We start from the raw sequence: 19,496 nt of genomic DNA, 5'->3' as shown, positions 1-19,496 counted from the left end.
GCTGGGACGGCTCGGGGCCGGCGGCATGGGGCTGGTCTATCTCGCCCGCTCGGCGTCCGGCCGACGGGTGGCGATCAAGACCGTACGTACGGAGCTCGCCGAGGACCAGCTCTTCCGGGTCCGCTTCACGCGTGAGGTGGAGGCCGCCCGCGCGATCAGCGGCTTCTACACGGCCGCCGTGGTGGACGCCGACCCGCGCGCCGCCGTGCCGTGGCTCGCCACCGCTTACGTGCCCGCTCCCTCGCTCGAAGAGATAGTGAATGAGTGCGGCCCGATGCCGACCCAGGCGGTGCGCTGGCTGGCCGCCGGGATCGCCGAGGCGCTCCAGTCCATCCACGGTGCGGGGCTGGTCCACCGCGACCTCAAGCCGTCGAACGTGCTGGTGGTCGAGGACGGTCCGCGGGTGATCGACTTCGGGATCGCGTCCGGAGTCTCCAACACCCGACTGACCATGACCAACGTGGCGGTCGGCACCCCCGCGTACATGTCGCCGGAGCAGGCCAGGGACTCGCGCAGTGTCACGGGCGCGAGCGATGTGTTCTCGCTCGGCTCGACGCTCGTCTTCGCCGCCACCGGGCATGCGCCGTTCCACGGGGCGAACCCGGTCGAGACGGTTTTCATGCTGCTGCGGGAGGGCCCCGATGTGGAGGGGCTGCCCGACGACCTGCGGCCGCTGATCGAGTCCTGCATGCAGATGAACGCCGGGCTGCGGCCCAGCCCGGCGGATCTGCAGGCCCAGCTCGCCCCGCACCTCTTCGCCTCCGGCAGCGACGACAGCGGTACGGCGTCGGCCTGGCTGCCGACGTCCGCCACGGCGATGATCGAGCAGCGCCGCGGCGGGGGGCGCACGGCGGTTCCCGCCGCGGCGCCCGCTCCGGCGCCCGCCCCGGCACCGTCGCCGCCCCAGCACCCGCCGCGGGGCGCGGACTGGGAGTCGGCGTGGCGCAGCGGCGCTGACCTGAGATCGCCGTCCCCCGCCCCCTCACCTGTCCGGGCGGGAGAGTCGGACGGGGGCGGTCCGGTGCGGCTGCCCGGGGCGAAGGTGCCGATCGGACCCGGGCCGCGCGCCGCGGACGTGCGCGCGATGGCCGGCGCGGAGGCGGGTCCCGCGACCGGGTGGGTGCGCCCGCCCGCCGGGCTGAACGGCGCGGTCCCGGCCGCCGCCCCGCTGCCCCCTCCGGCGCACGCCCCCGAGGCGCCGCCCGCGGAGCCGGATCGTTGGCGGCCCTGGCGGTTCCGGATGTCGAACGACGTGTGGGGCACGCCGGTCGTCGCCGGGGACCTGCTGTACGTGACGTCGTTCGAGGTGCACGCGCTGGACGTCGGCAACGGGCGGCGCCAGTTCAAGACCCGTGACGTCGCCTGGTCGATGACGCTCGACGGCGGCCGCATCCACGGCTCCGACGGCCCTTCGCTGTACGCCCTGGACGCGCTGACCGGCGCCGAACGGTGGCGGCTGCAGACCGACGCCTGGGTGTACTCGCTCAAGGCCGACCGGGGCACCGTGATCACCGGCACGCGCGGTGGCGGCGTGCAGGCGTGGGAAGCGTCCACCGGCGAGAAGCTGTGGGAGACCGGAGGCGTACAGACCGACTTCGAGACGGCCGAGGCCGGGCCCGCGATCCACGACGGCACGGTGTACCTGTGGCAGGACGCCCGGCTGCGCGCGGTGGACGCCCGTACGGGCATCGAGCGCTGGTCGTACCCGATCGGTGACGCGGCGTCCTGCGGGGGTGTGCCGGTACGGGTGACGGCCGCCACGGACGGCTACGTGTACGTCGCCGCGGGCACCCGGGTCCTCGCGGTGGACGTCGCGTCGGGGCTGGTGCGCTGGCACTTCGAGTCGCCCGCGGTCTTCCTGTCCCCGCCCGCGTTCGCGCCGGGGCCCGCGGTCACCGGTGGCGGGGTGTACCTGGCCGACTACCTCGGCACGGTGTACGCACTCGACGCGACGACCGGCAAGGACCGGTGGCGCATCGCGACGGAGGCGCGCCAGTCGATCGAACCGGTACTGGTCACGGCGGGCAATGTCCACGTCGGCAGCGGCAGCGCGCTGTACACGCTGGACGCGGTGACGGGTACCCCGAAATGGCGGTTCGCCGCGGGCGGCGAGGTCGTCGGCGCACCGGTCGTCGCGGACGGCCGCCTCCACTTCGGTTCCGCCGACCACGTGCTGTACACGCTGGACGCGGCGGGCGGCCAGCTGCGCTGGAAGCTTGCGACGGGCGGCGAGATCACGGGGTCGCCGGTGGCGAAGGGGGGCGTGGTGTACGCGTGCAGCAAGGATCGCTGCGTGTACGCGCTGGACGCGCTGAAGGGGACGGGCACGGGGAACCGGGCGCGGGCGTAGGCGTTCACCGGGCTCGCCCGGCAGCCGCTTTGTCCTCGATCGCCGGACGGGCTCCATTTTCCCCGCTCGTCCGGCACGCACAGGCCGTTCCGGCACACCCAGACCCGTCCGTGTGAGGACGGAACCGTGCGCCACGGTGGGGCAAGCTGCGGAGGGCGCCGGGTTCGTCCGGCGCGTCAGGGGTCCGGCGGGCGGCGCGGGTCCGGGGGCTCGGGGCCCGTGTACGGGTCCGCCTCCGGCTCCGGCAGGGGACTTGTCTGCACCGATGGCCCCGGCTCCTGCGTCGGCGGCCAGGTGTCCGGATCGTCCGACCCCGGCGCCGCATAGGGCCGCTTCCGGTCCACGCGCTCCAGACGCCCGTGGCCGGCCCACCGCCCCGGCATCACCGCAGCCCCCAGCAGCATCAGTGCCCCGCCCACCGCGGCGGTCGCCACCCCCACCTGCAGCCCGGACCCGTTCGCCGCCACCGTCAGGCTCCCGGTCGCCTGCCCCTGCCGCACCATCCACAGCACGGTGAAGCCGAGGACGACGACCCCCGCGCACGCGACCAGCAGCCGAGACCGCAGCCACACACCCACCACCGTCACGGCTGCGGCGAAGAGAAGCGGCAGCCAGATCGACCCCCAGAGTCCCGGCCGCGCCCCGCTGATGCCGTTGAAGAGGTCCGCGATCCGGTACTGCCGCCCGAGGCGGCCGTCGTACCAGTCACGGAAGGGGCTCAGCACGGCGGCCGCCGCTCCTGCGAGAGCGACGGTCGAGCCGAGGATGTAGCGGATCATCATCGGCCTCCTGCGGTCGTGCGGACCGGCGTCGCGCGTCAGCACCGCTCTCGACGCCGACGCTACGCCGGGCCCCCGACCCCTGCCACAGGGACGCACCGGCCGGACGGCCCATCCCGTGCGTGTGCCATGCGTTACGGTGTCGCGCGGTCGTTCGACAGCAACATGACAACAACACAAGGGGGGCTGCATCGATGATGCGGCAGCATCTGAAACTCTCGGCGGTCCTGGTGGCGGTGGTGCTCGCACTCACCGGCTTCTCGACCTCGAGCCACGGCGGCAAGGGCCGAGGCGGCAAGAGCCGCAGTTCGAGCAGCAGCAGCAGCGGCGGCGGCTGCTCCAACTCCAAGAAGAGCAACGGCAGCTACCACCACAACGACTACGACGACGATGACTACGACGACTCGTCGAGCAGCTCGTCCGGCGGCTCCACCTACGAGACCGCGACGCCCAGCGCCACCGCGACCGACGCGCCCCAAGTGACCGTCCTCCGCTGCGCGCAGCCCCGCAAGGGCAAGCGGCGCGCCGTGACCGCCTCCACCGTCCGCATCACGGCCGTTGCGTACGACACGCACACGTACGACATCGACGTCACCTTCCTCGACGCGGCCGGCCACACCGTCGACACCGGCGAGGCGAGCGTGGAGGTCGACGGCGGCGCGAGCCGGACCCTGTCCGTGCGGATGGACACCCCGGGCAAGGTGTCCCGGGTGAAGAAGTGCCGGGTCGAGGCCACGCTCAGCTACTGACCGCGCTCACCGCAGTCCGAACCCGCTCTCGCCACGTCCGCGCCCACGTCCCCGCGCCGCGAACAGCTCGTCCTGCCGCTCCACCGGCAGGTTTCCGAGCGCGATCAGGTGCGGGGCGTGGGCCAGCGCCTGGGTGCGCGCCGCTTCCTTGGCGGACCACACCGCCCGCACCGTTCCCTGCACCGCCCCGGTCGGGTACGACGCGATGACGGCCGCCGCTCGCACCGCCGCCGCCACCGCGCCGCCGGGCGCCGTCACCTCGCTGACCAGCCCGGTCTCGTACGCACGACGGGCCGTCACCCGTTCGGCCGTACCCATCAGGGACATCCGGGCGACCTCCCCGAACGGCATCCGCTGCGCCATGTGAATCGCCTCGTACGCGCTGACCATGCCGTAGGTCGTATGCGGGTCGAAGAACGTCGCTTCCTCCGACGCGATGACGAACTCCGCCTCGCCCAGCAGATAGAACGCCCCGCCGCACGCCATCCCCTCCACGGCGGCGATCACCGGCTTCCACAGGTCGTTCGCCTTCGGTCCGATCGCGAGCAGCGGGTCGTCGATCGTGTACGGGGACGAGGGCTGCGGCACCTCCACGTCCCGGTCGATCCCCGTACAGAAGGCGCGCCCGCCCGCACCGGTGACGACAACGGCCCGCACCCCGTCGTCGAACCGGAACGCCCGCCACGCGGCGGCGAGTTCGTCCGCCGTCGCCAGGTCGATCGCGTTCAGCTTCTCCGGCCGGTCGAGGGTGACGACCGCGACCCCGGTCTCCTTGTCGGTCTCCGTCCGCAGCGTCATCGTCGTCCGCTCACCCTGCCGGCAGCCAGCGGACCACGGTCAGCTCCGGGCTCACGGGCGCGAAGACCGCCCGCACCGGTGCCCCGATCCGCAGCCGCGCCGGATCGACCGAGTTGAGCGGTGCTTCGGGGCCGCTGACCACATTGCCGACCAGCCGGATGTGCGGAGCGTCGGCGAGTTCGACGACGACCGCGTTGTACGGGGCCTGCGCGGCGTACGCGGGCAGCAGCGGCGGATGCGGCAGCACGTACGACCAGATCCGGCCGCGCCCGCTCATCGGCCGCCACTCGCTCTCGAAGGACTGGCAGTGCGGGCAGCAGGGCCGCGGCGGGAAACGGAGGGCGCCGCACGCGGGGGCGGCGCACGCCTGGACGCGGAGTTCGCCCCGGGCGGCGTACTCCCAGAAGGGGGCACCGTCCTCGTCGGCGACGGGCAGCAGCAGCGATTCCATTCGTGATCTCAGCTCCTCAGCAGTACGGCGGAGGTGGGCACGCCCTCACCGGCGGTGACCAGGCAGGTCGCGGCGTCCGGCACCTGCGCGGTGGAGATCCCGCGCAGCTGCTTCACTCCCTCATTGATGAGGTTGAAGCCGTGCACATACGCCTCGCTGAGCCCGCCGCCCCCGGTGTTGATCGGCAGCCGGCCGCCGCTCTCCAGTGCCCCGCCCTCGGTGAACGCGGCGCCCTCGCCGCGCCCGCAGAAGCCGTAACCCTCCAGGGAGAGCGGGATGAGCGGGGTGAACGCGTCATAGATCTGCGCGACATCGACATCGTCCGGCCCGAAGTCGGCGTGCTGCCACAGCTGCCGGGCGGCCGTCCAGGCGGGGCCGGTGAGCGGGTCGTCGTTCCAGTAGTTGACCATCCCGTGGTGCTGGGCCGGCAGCCCCTGGGCGACGGAGTGGATGTAGACGGGCTTGTGGCGGCAGTCCCGGGCCCGCTCGGCGGAGACGACGACGCAGGCCAGTGCCCCGTCCGTCTCCAGACAGTTGTCGAAGAGACAGAGCGGCTCACTGATCCAGCGGGAGGTCATATACATGTCGCGGGTCAGCGGCCGTTCGTACATCACCGCGTCCGGGTTCTGGTTGGCGCGGTTGCGGCAGGCGAGCGCGACATTGAAGAGATGGTCGCGAGTGGCTCCGTACTCGTGCATGTACCGCCGCGCGAGCATCCCGATCTCGTCGGCGGGCCGCAGCAGACCGTACGGGCGGGTCCACTGGGCGGGGGTGGGCAGCTGGGCGGTGGTGTTCTTCCAGGGCCTCGGCCCCGAGCCGCGCTTCCGCGAGCGCCAGGCGACCCCGACGCTCGCCTGTCCGGTGGCGACGGCGGCGGCGAGATGCGCGATCGTCGCGCACGAACCACCGCCCCCGTAGCCGACCTTGGAGAAGAAGGTGACGTCACCGGCCCCGATCGCCTTGGCGACCTCGACCTCGTCCGTCTCCTCCATCGTGTACGAGGCGAACGCGTCGACCTCCGATGCGGCGATGCCCGCGTCGTCGAGTGCCGCGACGATGGCCCGGCAGGCCAAGGTCTTCTCGGATTCCGGGAGTTGTTTCGCGAAGGCCGTCTGTCCGATCCCGGCTATCGCTGCCACGTCCTTGAGCGTCGCCACCCGCCACCTCCGCGATCGTCATGACTGCTGACAGCGGCAGAGGCTACAGCTAATCTGACGGATAGTCAGCTGTTGCGGTTCGGTGGGAGGGCATGCGATGCGCGGCGACGAGGAGTGGGGCAGCATCCCGAGGCTGGTGCGGACGGCAGCGCAGCGGTACGGGGACCGGGAGGCGGTCGTCGAGGGCCGCACCCGCATCTCGTACGCCGAACTCGGCGACCGCGTCGAACGCGCCGCCGCCGCGTGCATGGCCTCGGGCGTGGAGCCGGGGGACCGGGTCGCCGTCTGGGCGCCGAACACCCTGGACTGGATCGTCTCCGCGCTCGGGGCGGTCACGGCGGGCGCGGTCCTGGTCCCCCTCAACACGCGCTTCAAGGGCGCGGAGGCGGCGTACATCCTGGAACGCAGCAGGGCGAAGCTGCTCTTCATCACCGGCACGTTCCTGGGCGCGTCGTACGTGGCATCACTGCGCCGCGCGGCGGCGGAACTCCCGCACCTGGACCGGGTGGTGGTGCTCGCGGACACGGCACCCGAGTCCTACGTCACCTGGAAGGACTTCCTGGCGACGGGGGAGCGGATATCACCCGCGGCGGTACGGGAACGGGCCGACGCGATCACCTCCTCGGCCCCCTCCGACATCATCTACACCTCGGGCACCACGGGCCGCCCCAAGGGCGCCGTCATCACCCACGCCCAGACCCTGCGCTGCTACGCGATCTGGAGCGAGCTGGCCGGCCTGCGCGAGGGCGACCGCTATCTGATCGTGAACCCGTTCTTCCACACCTTCGGCTACAAGGCGGGCATCATCGCGTGTCTGATGCGGGGCGCGACGATGATCCCGCAGCCGGTGTTCAACGTGGACACGGTCCTCGCGAACATCGCCGCCGAACGCATCTCGGTCCTCCCCGGCCCGCCCACCCTCCACCAGTCGCTGTTGGACCACCCGGCGCGGGCGACGCACGACCTCTCCGCCCTGCGCCTGGTCGTCACAGGCGCGGCAGTGGTCCCGCTGCGGCTGGTGGAACGCCTGCGCACGGAGCTGGGCATCGCGACGGTCCTCACGGCATACGGCCTCTCCGAGGCGAGCGGCATCGTCACGATGTGCCGAAGGGGCGACCCGGCGGAGACGATCGCGTCCACCTCCGGCCGTGCGATTCCCGACACGGAGGTACGCGTGCTGGCCGACCCCGGCGCACCCGGTGAGGTCCTGGTCCGCGGCTTCCACGTGATGCAGGGCTACTTCGAGGACCAGGACACCACGGCCGCCACGATCAGCTCGGACGGCTGGCTCCACACGGGCGACGTGGGCGTCCTCGACAAGGACGGCAACCTGCGCATCACCGACCGGATCAAGGACATGTTCATCGTCGGCGGCTTCAACGCGTACCCCGCCGAGATCGAACAACTCCTGGGCCTGCACCCGGACGTGGCGGACGTGGCGGTGATCGGCATCCCGGACCCGAGACTGGGCGAGGTCGGCAAGGCGTACGCGGTCCGCCGGGCGGGCGCGACGCTCACGGCGGACGACCTGATCGCCTGGTCGAGGCGCAAGATGGCGAACTACAAGGTGCCGAGGGCGGTGGAGTTCGTGGGGGAGTTGCCGCGGAACGCGAGCGGGAAGGTGGTGAAGGGGGAGCTGCGGGGGCGGGGACAGGAGCCGCTCAGTCCGAAGGCCAAGGCGTCACCTGGAGCACGTAGACGCACTGGTGCCGGATGATGGTGAGGTAGAGGAACATCCCGCCCGGCACGAACGCGGTCTGCACGCCGTCACCAGCCCCCTGGAACGATGTCCCGTCGAGATGCAGGGCGGATGCGGCCCTTACGAGCTCATCCGCGCGCTTCCCGACCTCGGCGACAAAGACGGGCGAGGGCGGAGTGGCGCCTCCGATGACGTGGGTCTCGTCCGGGTCGTACTCCCAACGCCACTCACTCACCGGCGAGAGATTCCCGTGCGGACGTGTGGAGGTTACGGATCTCGTCCATGGCTGCCCGCCAGGCAGGGTCATCCCTGTTGAGGTTCTGCACCGCGTACTCGGCAGAGTGCAGGCGGGTGGCGGCAACAGGCAGCCGGGCGATCTCCACGGCGACTGCCCACGACTCCAGGAACTGCATGATCGGCCCCAGGCTGCCGGTTTCCGCAGCCAGGACGATGGCCGCGTCCTTCTGCTGCTCCATCTCTCCCAGCCGGTGCGGAGCCAGCTGTGCGACGGCGATTCGGAGCGCCGCAGGGGTCCGCTGCGGGCGGGGGATGAGGGGCCCCGCGGGGTCGATGTGCTGTGCGGTCATTCCGGTCCCTTCGCGCGGTTCACCGCCACGGTACGGGAGAGGCGTGCGGCGGCGCATGTGCTTCACCGGATGGGGTGAATCGGGTGATGCGGGCACCGATCGCGGCAGTATGGTGATGGGTATGGCAACCAAGAAGTACACGGTCACCCTGCCGGAGGAGCTCGCGGAGGAGATCCGCAGCGAGGTCGGTCCGGGCGCCTTCAGCGCGTACGTCACAAGGGCCATCGAGCGCCAGCGCGAGCATGACCGGCTGGGGGAGCTGGTGCAGCGGCTGGAAGGCGAGTACGGCCCGGTGGCCGATGCGGACCTGGCGGCTGCCGAGGCGGAGCGGCGCGAGATCGAGCAGTGGTTCGATGAGCAGGATGCGGGCACGGAGTCGCATCGGAGTGCGGCCTGATGCCAGATATCTCGTACGTGCTGGACTGCGAGGCCCTTTCCCGGGCGGCGCTCGGAGATCCGGGGATGAAGGCTCGTCTCAAGGATGCTCACCGTACGGGCATCCGCGTGGTGACCAGTTCGATGACCTTGATCGAGGCGTACCACAGCAAGATCCGGCGGCCCGTCTGGAACTGGGCGATGTCCGGCATCGTCGTCGAGCCTGTGACCAAGGACGTCGCCGACGCGGCGATCAGGCTGCTGGGGGAGACGGGACTACAGGGCCACAAGTACGCCATCGATGCGGCGCTCGCGGCGATCGCGGGGCGTCAGTCGGGCCGGGCGGTGGTCTTCACCTCGGACGAGGACGACATGGGGAAGCTGTGCGGGGCGGGGGTGCAGGTGCGGGGGCTGTAGGCCGCCGGACGCGGAAGTGGCCCGAGCTGTTGGCTCAGGCCACTCTCGTGTGTGGGTGTGGCTCAGGTGGCGTGGGTGTCCTGCGGGGTCACCACGGTGGCGTGGGTGTTCTGTGTGGTGACGGGGGTGTCGCCGGTCATGTGGCTGTCAGCCAGCGCCGGTGTGGCCGCACCGAGGCCGAGGGCCACGGCGAAGGCGGCGGCGACGAGCGTCTTCTTCGTGCGGGTCATTCCAACTCCTGTGTGTGGAGCGAGCTTCCGGACGTGAAGTGACGCTAGTGAAACGGGGAGGGGCTATGGCGGAACCCCGTTGGCGCGAAGCGGTTGAACGTTGGCGCGATTATGTCAACCGGCGTGTAGACATGCAGCGGCCGCGACGGCTCCCCCTCCGCGCCGCCGCGGCCGCTCCCCGTGAGGGTGAGGTCTAGTTGGCCGGCTCGCTGGTGGCGTGCGCGTCCAAAGTGGTGATCTCCTCGCCGGTGGCGTGCGCGTCCGTCGGCTTGAGCGGCTCGCTGGTGGCGTGCGCGTCCTGGGTGGTGATCTCCTCGCCGGTGGCGTGGGCGTCCGTCGGCTTGAGGATGTCGCTCTTGTCGGCCATGAGATTCAACTCCTGAAAAGTTACGGCTACGGATGGATGAGCCCGCCCGGCGGTTCCCCCGAGGACCGCCGGACGGGCATTCCAGGGCCGTTCACCCTAGCGGTGAGGCCACTCGACAATCCGTCTGCCCCCCGACGCGACGGATCGATGAGTAAGAGAGTGCCGTGTGGCGATAAACGATTGATGAACGTCGGTCAGGATGTCTGGGCAACCGAAGCCGGATGCACCAGATTCCGTACCGAATCGGCTTCTGGGGAGCCCAGTTCCTCGAAGATCGAAAGGGCCTCGTTCCAGCAGACCTGGGCGCGGTCGGTCTGGCCTATGCCTGCGAGCCCGCGTCCCAGTGTGGTGAGGACGTTGGCACGGCGCCAATCGCCCCCGATGCCCCGCAGGACCGCCAACGCTTGTTCCGCATGCGATGCTGCGTGGGCAGGCCGGCTGGTGGCGAGCTGGACCTGGGCCAGCCGGAACAGCGTCATACCGTGCCACAACTGCTGCCGGCTGTCACGGAATATGGACATGGCCTCGGTCAGCACGTCCTGTGCTTGGCCGGTCTGGCCGGAACCGCTGAGAGCAAGGCCCAGGGCGTACTTCCCGTTGGCCAGGCGCAGCGCCAAGCCAGAAGTGTCCGCCTCGTAGATACTCACGCCTTGCTGCGCGAGATCTACGGCGCTGGCCGTCCTCCCTGTGGCGAGGTGGACGCGGGACAGGTTGCAGAGCGCTGATGCCTCGCCCGGCCGGTTGCCATCGGCGCGGAAGGCGGCCAGCGCCTCGGTGAGGTGGCGCTCGGCGTCGGCGTGCCGGTTCTCGTAGAGGGCGATGATTCCCCTCTGATTAGGGGCCTGGCCCAAGGAGACCGGATCATCTGCAAGTCGGCCCAGTTCAAGAGCGCGCCGGGCTTCTGCCTCGGCGTCGGCAAACCGTCCCGAGACGCTGTGCACATGGGTGAGCATCGTGCGGGCGCGTGCCTCCGCCTGGGCATCACCGGCGGCCATGGCCGCCTCGCTCACTGCTGTCGCCGCTGTGGCGAACTGGTGTGAATTTGCTCCTGATTCACCTAGATCCACCACTGCCATGAGGAGGTCGGAGGCGCGGCGAGCCATGCCGATCCCTGCGGATTGGCGTGCACACGCGAGAAGCCCGCTCGATTCCGCGAAGAGCCAGTCCAAGGCGGATTCGCGGACGTGGAAGGTCAGGCCGGGGTACTCGGTACGCGAGAAATGGTCGAGTACGCGCTCCCCCGGCCGCTCCAGCGCATACACCCCCGCCGCCGTGGCCAGGTAGAAGTCCAGCAGTCGCGACAGTGCCAACTCCCGCTCCTCCGGCGGCTGTTCATCGCGCTCCGCGCACGCACGCGCGTAGAGCCGCACCAAGTCGTGGTACCGGTACCTCCCCGGCGCCGCCGACTCCAGCAGTGACGTGTCGACCAGGGACTCCAGCAGGTCCTCCGCCGCATGCACCTCCAGGTTCAGCAGCGCCGCCGCTGCCGCCAGGGAGATGTCCGGGCCGTCCGCCAGGCCCAGCAGGCGGAACGCGCGGGCCTGGGCCGGTTCCAGCTGGCCGTAGCCGAGTTCGAAGGTGGCCTTCACCGCCAGGTCGCCCGCCTGGAGCTCGTCCAGGCGGCGCCGCTCGTCCGCGAGTTTGGCCGCGAGGACCGAGACCGTCCAGGTGCGGCGGGCAGCCAGGCGGGAGGCGGCGATGCGGATCGCCAGGGGGAGGAAGCCGCACGCGGCCACCACGTCCAGGGCCGCCTCGCGCTCCGAGCCGACCCGTTCCTCGCCGACGATCCGGGTGAAGAGCTGGAGTGCCTCCTCGGGGGACATCACGTCCAGGTCCACCAGGTGCGCGCCCGCGAGGTCGACCATGCGGACGCGGCTGGTCACCAGGGCCGCGCAGCCGACCGTGCCGGGCAGCAGGGGGCGGATCTGCGCCGCGTCGTGCGCGTTGTCCAGGAGGACCAGGATGCGGCGGCCGTCGAGCGTGGACCGGTACAGCGCCGCCCGTTCGTCCAACGAGTCGGGGATCGCCGAGTCGGCGGTGCCGAGGGCGCGCAGGAACGCGCCGAGTACCGTCTCCGGCTCCGCCGCCCGTGCGCCGGCGCCCTGCAGGTCGACGTAGAGCTGGCCGTCCGGGAAGTGCGGGCGCGCCTGGTGGGCGACGTGCACGGCGAGCGTCGTCTTGCCGACGCCGCCGATGCCCGCGAGCGCCGACACGGCCATGACCGAACCCTCCGCCGTCGCCAGCCGGTCACCCAGTTCGCGTACGAAGGAGGCGCGGCCGGTGAAGTCCGGCACGGTCGCCGGGAGTTGGGCCGGGCGGACGGCGGCGGGCGCGGGGGTCGCCTCGTCGGCCGGGTGGGCCAGGTCCTCGTCGGCCTGCAGGATCCGCTGCTGGAGCTGCGAGAGCTCGGGGCGGGGGTCGACGCCCAGCTCGTCGGCGAGCAGCCGGCGCGTGTCGGCGTACACCGCGAGCGCTTCCGCCTGACGGCCGCTCCGGTACAGGGCGATCATCAGCAGTTCGCGCAGCCGCTCCCGCAGCGGGTGTGCCGCGGTGAGTGCGGTGAGTTCGGAGACCGCTTCCGCGTGGCAGCCGACCTCCAGATCCAGGTCGAGCCGGGTCTCGGTGAGTTGGAGCCGCCACTCGGCGAGTCTGGTGCGCTGGTTCTCGGCGTAGGGGCCCGGGACGGAGGCCAGCGTTTCGCCGTCCCACAGCGCCAGCGCCTCGTTGAGCAGGGTGCGGGCCCGGTACCTGTCCCCGCCCGCCCGCGCCTTCTCCGCGTCGGCGGCCAACTCCTGGGCCACCGTGAGGTCGAGTGCGTCGGGGCTGGTACGGATCGCGTACCCGCCGGCGTCGCTGATCAGCGTGGACGGGTTGAGGATCTTGCGCAGCCGGGACGCGTACGTCCGTACGGCGGCGAGCGCCTGGGACGGGGGGTCGTCGCCCCAGATGGCGTCGATGAGTTCGGCGGCGGTGGCCGTGCGCCCGTCGCGCAGCAGCAGCGCGACCAGCAGGGCCCGCTGCTGCGGCGAGCCGGACGCCAGTAGTTCGTCGTCGCGCCAGGCGCGTACGGGTCCGAGCACGGCGAACCGCAGGCCGGTCCCGGTCGTCGGTTGTTGAGCAGCGCGCTGCTCCGGAACGCGCACACGTGGCCCGTGGTCACGGTCCATTGATGCCCCCTGTCCTGCTCGCCCCGCCAGTCCTGCCGGTCGCGCTGATCCCGCTGGTGCTGCCGATTCCGATGGTCTCGCTGGTGTCTCTGCCCGGAATGGCCGCCGTTGCACCGATGTGGTCCGAGTAGATCCGGATGACGGCCTACCGCTGGTATCGCGGTCAACAGTCTGCCTTGTCATGGGCGGACACGTCAGCAGTGGGTGACGCTCTGCACAAGCCCTCGACAACGATTTGGAACCGAGGCCCGGCCCAGAGAGCTGACGGTACGTCAGATCAGCGCTACCGTGGTGCACATGGAGACCTTCCCGAAGATCATCTCGGTGGACGACCACACGGTGGAGCCCGCTCATGTCTGGCGGGACCGGCTCCCGTCCAAGTACCTCGACCGCGGCCCGCGCATCGTCCGCGCCCCCCTGAAGGAAATGACCTTCATGGGTGGCAGGTTCGCGCCGGTGATGGGCGCAAAGGGCGACGAGGGGCCGATCGGCGACTGGTGGGTGTACGAGGATCTGCACCGGCCGCTCACTCGGCTCGACACCTCCGTCGGCTACGACCGGGACGAGATCAAGCTCGAAGTCATCACGTACGAGCAGATGCGCCCTGGTTCGTACGCGGTCCCGGACCGGCTCGCCGACATGGACATCAACCACGTCCAGTCCGCGCTCTGCTTCCCGACCTTCCCGCGGTTCTGCGGTCAGACGTTCACGGAGGCGAAGGACCGTGAACTCGGACTGCTCGGCGTGCGCGCGTACAACGACTGGATGGTGGAGGAGTGGTGCGGCCCCGACGCGCAGGGCCGGCTGATCCCGCTGACCCTCGTCCCGCTCTGGGACGCACAGCTCGCCGCCGACGAGGTCCGGCGGAACGCCGCGCGCGGGGTGCGTGCCGTCGCGTTCTCCGAGATACCCCCACATCTGGGACTCCCGTCGATACATACGGACGCGTGGGATCCGTTCCTGCGGGCCTGCGACGAGACGGGCACCGTGATCGCGATGCACATCGGCTCGTCCTCGAAGATGCCGTCCACCTCGGCCGACGCCCCGCCCGCGGTCGGTTCCACCATCACCTTCGCCAACTGCTGCTTCTCGATGGTCGACTGGCTGATGAGCGGCAAGTTCGAACGGTTCCCGAACCTCCGGATCATGTACGCGGAGGGCCAGATCGGCTGGATCCCGTACATCCTGGAACGGGCCGACGTGGTCTGGGAGGAGAACCGGGCCTGGGGCGGTGTCGCCGACAAGGTGCACCGGCCGCCGTCGGAGCTCTTCGCCGAGCATGTGTACGGGTGCTTCTTCGATGACGCGTTCGGGCTGAAGAACCTGGACGCGATCGGAGTCGGAAACGTCCTGTACGAGACCGACTACCCGCACTCGGACTCGACCTGGCCCAAGTCGCGCGAGGTCGGCGAGGCGCAGATGGGGCACCTGGACCCGGACGTGGTGGACCGGATCGTGCGCCGCAACGCCATCGATCTGCTGGGGCTCACGGACGAGGGGCTGTGGGCGGGGCCGGGGGCCTGAGGCGGTAGGCCCCACCGGCGGGTGGTGCGGCACGGGGCCCACCGTCTCCGGCGGGCCCCGCGGGACGTGGTCAGGCCCTGGCCACCGGCTCCTGGAGCTCCGTCACCCACTTGTCCTTGTCCTCCGGGCACTCCAGGTTGATCTCCCGGGTGTACCCCAGGGACCGGTACCCATGGGTGTCCAGCCAGCGGGCCAGCGTCTGCTCGGTGGCGAGGACCCCGTCCATCGAACCGCGGTGGACGATGGTCGCCGCTTCGAACGCGGGCAGGTCGACCACCGTGACTCCGGTGTCACCGACCGGGCCGACCGGGGCGGAGACCGTCACCCCCGCGTGCACGGTGATCGCGCCGTCGCCCGCGGGGGCGTCCTCGTAGCGCGCGATGCCCGGGCCGGTCGGGCTGATTCCGGCCGCCTCCAGCAGCGGGAACAGCCGGTCGTACAGCGGTCCGATCACCGGAGTGATGGCCTGCGGCTCGTAGCCGGCCGCGGTCCCCGTCAGCTCCGCCACCCGTACCGCGGGAACGTTCTTGATCACAACGTCGTCCGTGGGCATGTGCCCCTCGCTCTCGATCGACCGGAGCCTCGCCTCGACCTGCGCAAGCCGCGCCGCCGCTGCGGCCATGGCCGCCTCCAGCTCCGCCTGCCGCAGTCGCAGCATTCCGCGGATCTCCTCGGGTCCGACCTGTTCGTCGAGGACGGCCTGCACTTGCTGGAGCGTGAAGCCGAGATCCTTGAGAGCGATGATGCGGTTGAGGCGGGCGAGCTGAGCGGCACCGTAGAAGCGGTAGCCGGTCGCGGGGTCGGTGCGGTCGGGAGGCAGCAGTCCGATGGCGTCATAGTGACGCAGCATCCGGGCCGACACCCGTCCGTACCTGGCGAAATCTCCGATGGTGAACATGATGTCTCCCAGTGCACGCCCTCACACGGTGTCAAGGTCAAGCTCCCGTCCGCGGCGGCACCGGGCGGGCCATCACAAGGCAGGAGCCCCGCTCCTCCGCCGAGGCGGGGGAGCGGGGCTCCTTGGGTACTGCATGCCGGCCGCGATCGGCCGACCCGGGCAACTAGGCCGGGCTGACGTTCTCAGCCTGCGGGCCCTTCGGCCCCTGAGTGACGTCGAAGTTCACGACCTGGTTCTCCTCGAGGGAGCGGAACCCGGACGCGTTGATCGCGGAGTAGTGGACGAAGACATCCGGGCCGCCGCCGTCCTGGGCGATGAAGCCGAAGCCCTTTTCAGCGTTGAACCACTTGACGGTTCCGGTAGCCATAAGCCCTCCTTGGGCCAAAGGGTTGCCCTGCTCCAGAACCTGCAAAGAAGTCTGAAAACTACAAAAGCCTGCGGGTTACATGCTCCGCAGGCTCTGTACTGCAAGGGAAACCAAACTGCAACTTGCGTCGAGCCTAGCACGCAGCGTGTGCGGAACGGTAGAGGGAAAGATCACTTCACCCGGATGTTTGATTGCCCTGTCGAGAGACCGACGGAGATAGCGGTCAGAAGGGGGCCCGGGGATGTCGTTCGGGTGGCGCGGAGGTGGCCGCGGAGACACGCCGGGGCGTGGGACCGGCAGGCACGGAGGGGCGGAACCGGGCGGGCCCCTCCGCGCCCCGGTGGTGGCGGGATGCCCGCACGGGTCTAGCCTCGCGACGTGGACAATTCAACCGTCTCCCCCGCAGCAGGCGACGACCGTCGCAGCAGGCCGCGCGTCGGCCACATCCAGTTCCTGAACTGCCTCCCCCTCTACTGGGGCCTGGCGCGGACCGGAACCCTGCTCGACCTGGAGCTGTCGAAGGACACCCCGGAGAAGCTCAGCGAGCAGCTGGTACGCGGTGACCTCGACATCGGCCCCGTCACCCTCGTCGAGTACCTGCGCAACGCCGATCAGCTCGTCGCCTTCCCCGATATCGCGGTCGGCTGCGACGGGCCCGTCATGTCGTGCGTGATCGTGTCGCAGCTGCCCCTGGAACAGCTCGACGGGGCCCGGGTGGCACTCGGTTCGACCTCGCGCACCTCCGTACGCCTCGCTCAGCTGCTGCTCGCCGAGCGGTACGAGGTGACGCCCGACTACTACACCTGCCCGCCCGACCTCGGCCTGATGATGCAGGAGGCGGACGCCGCCGTGCTGATCGGCGACGCCGCGCTGCGCGCCTCGCTGCACGACGCGCCGCGCCTCGGTCTGCAGGTCCATGACCTGGGGCAGATGTGGAAGGAGTGGACGGGGCTGCCGTTCGTCTTCGCGGTCTGGGCGGCGCGCAAGGACTATCTGGCCGCGCACCCGGCCATGGTGGGGGAGGTGCACCGGGCGTTCCTCGCCTCGCGGGACCTGTCGCTGGAAGAGGTCACCAAGGTCGCCGAGACGGCAGCGCGGTGGGAGGTCTTCGACGCAGAGCTGCTGGAGCGGTACTTCACGACGCTGGACTTCCGCTTCGGTCCGGACCAGCTGTCGGGCGTACATGAGTTCGCCCGCCGGGTCGGGGCGACGACCGGTTTCCCGGTGGACGTGAACGTCGAGCTGCTCGGCCACTGATCCGGCACCGGCCACTGCGCGGGGGAATGGGTCCGGACGACAGGTGAATAGTGAACCTTCTTCTGGCTTCCCCGTTCCCTCCCGTGCTGTTTATCGCACTGCCCCTTGGATTCCTTTCCAGCGAATGCCACGAATGCCGCGGCCGGACAGCTCGCACGTCCTATCCCGAATAGCGGACGGCGTACGGGATGAGTCCCGGTTGCGTCCCGGATTCGATCGGGTGAACGACTGATTCGCGCCTTTTACCGTGTCGAAAACCGCGGTTCGTTCCCATAGGGGTGAAATCGGCAGATGGCTTCTCTGTGATCGCGGGACCTCCGCCCCCTAGGCTTCGGTCGGAGGTCCGGCCGGTCCACAGGGGGAGTCCGTATGCAGCCGCTGGAAGCCGGCGAACCGCTCACCATCGGTGCCTACCGGTTGCTCGGCAGACTCGGTGCGGGCGGCATGGGCCGGGTGTATCTGGGACGCAGTGCGGGCGGACGCACCGTCGCGGTCAAGGTCGTCCATCCGCACTTCGCGCTCGACGAACAGTTCCGTGCCCGGTTCCGGCGCGAGGTCGACGCGGCGCGGCGGATCGGTGCCCAGTGGACGGCGCCCGTCCTGGACGCCGATCCGGACGCACCCGTGCCGTGGGTCGCCACCGGCTATGTCGCCGGGCCCCCGCTGTCGGCCGCGGTCACCGAGCACGGGCCACTGCCCGAGCAGGCGGTACGGACCCTGGGCGCCGGACTCGCGGAGGCCCTGGCCGTCGTGCACGGGCAGGGGCTCATCCACCGCGACGTGAAGCCCTCCAACGTCCTGCTCGCCCTCGACGGCCCCCGCCTCATCGACTTCGGCATCGCCCGGGCGATCGACGCCACCGCCTCGCTCACCTCCACCGGGGTCTCGGTCGGCTCGCCCGGCTACATGGCACCGGAGCAGATCCGGGGTCTGGAGATCTCGGGCGCCGCCGATGTCTTCTCGCTCGGCGCGGTGCTCGCGTACGCGGCGACGGGCGACGCCCCCTTCCTCGGCGACTCCTCGGCGGTACTCCTCTACAAGGTGGTGCACGAGGAGCCGGAGCTGGGTGAGATCGAGGGCGAACTGCGGGACGTGATCGCCACGTGCCTGGCGAAGGACCCGGCGCGCCGGCCCACCCCGACGGAGCTCGCCCGACGGCTGGCACCCGACGGGGCGGCGGCGGCGGTGGCGGCGGGCTGGCTGCCCGGACCGCTGGTGCGCGAGGTCAGCCGCTCGGCAGTGGCGCTGCTGGACCTGGAGCCGCAGGACGGGCCCGTGCAGTCGGGACCGGTGCCGTTCAGCAACGCCTCCCTCACCGCCTACGGCTCCGCCGACAGCAACGGCGCGCGCGGAGTGTTCGGGCCGCCGATCGAGCCGCCCCGCCCGCCCCGGACGTTCCCGCCGTCCGAGGCCGGGGACCACGACCCGGGCGGGCTCCCCGGCCCCCGTACCCCCGATTCCCGGTTCTCCGTCACCGTCGGCGCCGGCTCCGAACCCGGCCCCACCGGCCGCAGCCGCGGCCGCAGGCTCAGCTGCACCGTCGCCCTCGCCGTGGCGGGCGCGCTCGCCGCCGTGACCGTCGGCAGCGCCCTCCTCCTCGACCTGCTGCCGGGCAGCGGTGGCAGCGACGCCGAGCACGGCGGGGTCGCCCAGCCCCCTGCTACGTCCTCCGACGCGTCGCCGAACCCGGCGGACGGGGGACACGAAGGTACGGGCCAGGTCACCGCGCTGCCCAAGACGTTCGTCGGTACCTGGAAGGGGCCGCTCACCGAGAAGACGACCGGGCAGCCGCACGGCACCCTCACCGCGGTGTTCACCGAGGGGAAGAAGGGCACGGATGTCGTCCGTATGAACACCACCTTCTCCACCCTCGGAGTGACCGTCAGCTGCAACAGCATCGCGAAGCTCTCCTCCGGCACCGCCGAGGAACTGACGCTCCGGGAGCGCGCCGACCCGGACCGGCCCGGAACCGCCGGGCTCTGCACGCAGACCACGACCGACGTCACCTTCACCCTCGCCGGGGACGGCACACTCCGCTTCCGGTCCGGGGAGCGGGGTGCGGGGCTTCCGTACGGCACACTCGCCCGGTCCGGCAACTGACCCCGGGAGGTGCTGGCGTAGGCTGAACCGGTCCATGGATCCGTTGAAAAACCGCCGAAAGGTGACAGCCCGGTGACCGAGAAGGCCGACCTCCAGCCCATCCTCGACCGAGCCGCCGAAGGCGGCCGGATCACTCCGGAGGAGGCCCTCGACCTCTACCGGTCGGCGCCCCTGCACGCGCTGGGCGCGGCCGCCGACGCCGTGCGCCGACGCCGCTACGCCGG

20 protein-coding genes and 1 pseudogene are annotated in these 19,496 nt (G+C 70.9%); 10 read left to right on the top strand and 11 right to left on the bottom strand.

What is annotated here, in order from left to right; genetic code table 11:
* Position 1: 1 nt before the first annotated feature.
* The gene (locus AB0N06_RS34060; RefSeq protein ID WP_366138555.1) at positions 2-2,350 is read left to right on the top strand and encodes a PQQ-binding-like beta-propeller repeat protein; all 2,349 of its coding nucleotides are present in this window, start codon (positions 2-4) and stop codon (positions 2,348-2,350) included.
* A 176-nt stretch (positions 2,351-2,526) separates the two neighbouring features.
* Here the strand turns inward: AB0N06_RS34060 and AB0N06_RS34055 are convergent, their stop codons facing one another.
* A complete protein-coding gene (locus tag AB0N06_RS34055) occupies positions 2,527-3,129 on the bottom strand; it encodes a hypothetical protein (RefSeq protein WP_366138556.1) in 603 nt (200 codons plus the stop codon).
* A gap of 194 nt (positions 3,130-3,323) precedes the next feature.
* Here AB0N06_RS34055 and AB0N06_RS34050 point away from each other — a divergent pair, with 194 nt between their 5' ends.
* Positions 3,324-3,878: a hypothetical protein gene (locus tag AB0N06_RS34050; RefSeq protein WP_366138554.1), complete on the top strand. Its 555-nt coding sequence runs from the start codon at positions 3,324-3,326 to the stop codon at positions 3,876-3,878.
* A 6-nt stretch (positions 3,879-3,884) separates the two neighbouring features.
* Here AB0N06_RS34050 and AB0N06_RS34045 read toward each other — a convergent pair whose 3' ends face one another.
* The 3 genes from AB0N06_RS34045 to AB0N06_RS34035 are packed head-to-tail and all read right to left on the bottom strand — an operon-like array spanning position 3,885 to position 6,284.
* Entirely contained in the window at positions 3,885-4,676 is a 792-nt protein-coding gene (locus tag AB0N06_RS34045; protein ID WP_366138553.1) for an enoyl-CoA hydratase/isomerase family protein, read from the bottom strand.
* 10 nt (positions 4,677-4,686) lie between these two features.
* Positions 4,687-5,127: an OB-fold domain-containing protein gene (locus AB0N06_RS34040; RefSeq protein ID WP_366138552.1), complete on the bottom strand. Its 441-nt coding sequence runs from the start codon at positions 5,125-5,127 to the stop codon at positions 4,687-4,689.
* Between the two features lie 8 nt (positions 5,128-5,135).
* Positions 5,136-6,284, bottom strand: a complete 1,149-nt coding sequence (locus tag AB0N06_RS34035) for a lipid-transfer protein (protein ID WP_366138551.1) — start codon at positions 6,282-6,284, stop codon at positions 5,136-5,138.
* A 97-nt stretch (positions 6,285-6,381) separates the two neighbouring features.
* On the opposite strand from AB0N06_RS34035, the gene AB0N06_RS34030 reads away from it, so the two are divergent.
* The gene (locus AB0N06_RS34030; RefSeq protein WP_366138550.1) at positions 6,382-8,001 is read left to right on the top strand and encodes a FadD3 family acyl-CoA ligase; all 1,620 of its coding nucleotides are present in this window, start codon (positions 6,382-6,384) and stop codon (positions 7,999-8,001) included.
* On the opposite strand, the gene AB0N06_RS34025 is transcribed toward AB0N06_RS34030, so the two are convergent.
* Positions 7,946-8,218, bottom strand: a complete 273-nt coding sequence (locus AB0N06_RS34025; RefSeq protein ID WP_366138549.1) for a hypothetical protein — start codon at positions 8,216-8,218, stop codon at positions 7,946-7,948. The genes AB0N06_RS34030 and AB0N06_RS34025 overlap by 56 nt on opposite strands.
* The gene (locus AB0N06_RS34020) at positions 8,211-8,570 is read right to left on the bottom strand and encodes a hypothetical protein (RefSeq protein WP_366138548.1); all 360 of its coding nucleotides are present in this window, start codon (positions 8,568-8,570) and stop codon (positions 8,211-8,213) included. The genes AB0N06_RS34025 and AB0N06_RS34020 overlap by 8 nt, the downstream gene beginning before the upstream one ends.
* 121 nt (positions 8,571-8,691) lie before the next feature.
* On the opposite strand from AB0N06_RS34020, the gene AB0N06_RS34015 reads away from it, so the two are divergent.
* Positions 8,692-8,967, top strand: coding sequence for a hypothetical protein (locus AB0N06_RS34015; protein WP_366138547.1), 276 nt, complete (start codon positions 8,692-8,694; stop codon positions 8,965-8,967).
* Positions 8,967-9,362 carry a PIN domain-containing protein gene (locus AB0N06_RS34010; protein ID WP_366138546.1) on the top strand — a complete coding sequence of 132 codons (396 nt, stop codon included), beginning with the start codon at positions 8,967-8,969 and terminating at the stop codon, positions 9,360-9,362. Before AB0N06_RS34015 ends, AB0N06_RS34010 begins: the two co-directional genes overlap by 1 nt.
* Before the next feature lie 62 nt (positions 9,363-9,424).
* On the opposite strand, the gene AB0N06_RS34005 is transcribed toward AB0N06_RS34010, so the two are convergent.
* The 3 genes from AB0N06_RS34005 to AB0N06_RS33995 form a co-directional block, all read right to left on the bottom strand.
* The gene (locus tag AB0N06_RS34005) at positions 9,425-9,592 is read right to left on the bottom strand and encodes a hypothetical protein (RefSeq protein WP_366138545.1); all 168 of its coding nucleotides are present in this window, start codon (positions 9,590-9,592) and stop codon (positions 9,425-9,427) included.
* Between the two features lie 193 nt (positions 9,593-9,785).
* Complete coding sequence (locus AB0N06_RS34000; protein WP_366138544.1) at positions 9,786-9,959, bottom strand: hypothetical protein; 174 nt, start codon at positions 9,957-9,959, stop codon at positions 9,786-9,788.
* Between the two features lie 194 nt (positions 9,960-10,153).
* Positions 10,154-13,126, bottom strand: coding sequence for a BTAD domain-containing putative transcriptional regulator (locus AB0N06_RS33995; RefSeq protein WP_366138543.1), 2,973 nt, complete (start codon positions 13,124-13,126; stop codon positions 10,154-10,156).
* Positions 13,127-13,128: 2 nt separating this feature from the next.
* On the opposite strand from AB0N06_RS33995, the gene AB0N06_RS33990 reads away from it, so the two are divergent.
* Both AB0N06_RS33990 and AB0N06_RS33985 read left to right on the top strand, forming a co-directional pair.
* Positions 13,129-13,257: a hypothetical protein gene (locus AB0N06_RS33990; protein ID WP_366138542.1), complete on the top strand. Its 129-nt coding sequence runs from the start codon at positions 13,129-13,131 to the stop codon at positions 13,255-13,257.
* Positions 13,258-13,423: 166 nt separating this feature from the next.
* Positions 13,424-14,650 carry an amidohydrolase family protein gene (locus AB0N06_RS33985; protein ID WP_366138541.1) on the top strand — a complete coding sequence of 409 codons (1,227 nt, stop codon included), beginning with the start codon at positions 13,424-13,426 and terminating at the stop codon, positions 14,648-14,650.
* Between the two features lie 70 nt (positions 14,651-14,720).
* Here AB0N06_RS33985 and AB0N06_RS33980 read toward each other — a convergent pair whose 3' ends face one another.
* Together AB0N06_RS33980 and AB0N06_RS33975 are read right to left on the bottom strand one after the other, a co-directional pair.
* Positions 14,721-15,548, bottom strand: coding sequence for a MerR family transcriptional regulator (locus AB0N06_RS33980; RefSeq protein WP_358856829.1), 828 nt, complete (start codon positions 15,546-15,548; stop codon positions 14,721-14,723).
* Between the two features lie 163 nt (positions 15,549-15,711).
* The gene (locus AB0N06_RS33975) at positions 15,712-15,915 is read right to left on the bottom strand and encodes a cold-shock protein (protein WP_037693088.1); all 204 of its coding nucleotides are present in this window, start codon (positions 15,913-15,915) and stop codon (positions 15,712-15,714) included.
* Positions 15,916-16,293: 378 nt separating this feature from the next.
* Between AB0N06_RS33975 and AB0N06_RS33970 the strand changes: the two genes are divergently transcribed.
* The 3 genes and pseudogenes from AB0N06_RS33970 to AB0N06_RS33960 form a co-directional block, all read left to right on the top strand.
* Entirely contained in the window at positions 16,294-17,172 is an 879-nt protein-coding gene (locus AB0N06_RS33970) for a menaquinone biosynthesis protein (RefSeq protein ID WP_366138539.1), read from the top strand.
* Positions 17,173-17,541: 369 nt separating this feature from the next.
* A complete protein-coding gene (locus AB0N06_RS33965; RefSeq protein WP_366138538.1) occupies positions 17,542-19,272 on the top strand; it encodes a serine/threonine-protein kinase in 1,731 nt (576 codons plus the stop codon).
* 72 nt (positions 19,273-19,344) lie between these two features.
* Positions 19,345-19,496, top strand: a pseudogene (locus AB0N06_RS33960) (dehypoxanthine futalosine cyclase); the annotation flags it as partial.

Origin of the sequence: Streptomyces sp. NPDC051020 (assembly GCF_040683105.1) — a bacterium.
Lineage (GTDB): Bacteria > Actinomycetota > Actinomycetes > Streptomycetales > Streptomycetaceae > Streptomyces.
The sequence above is the reverse complement of the archived record's forward strand: the minus strand, read 5'-3'. Positions and strand labels throughout refer to the sequence as shown.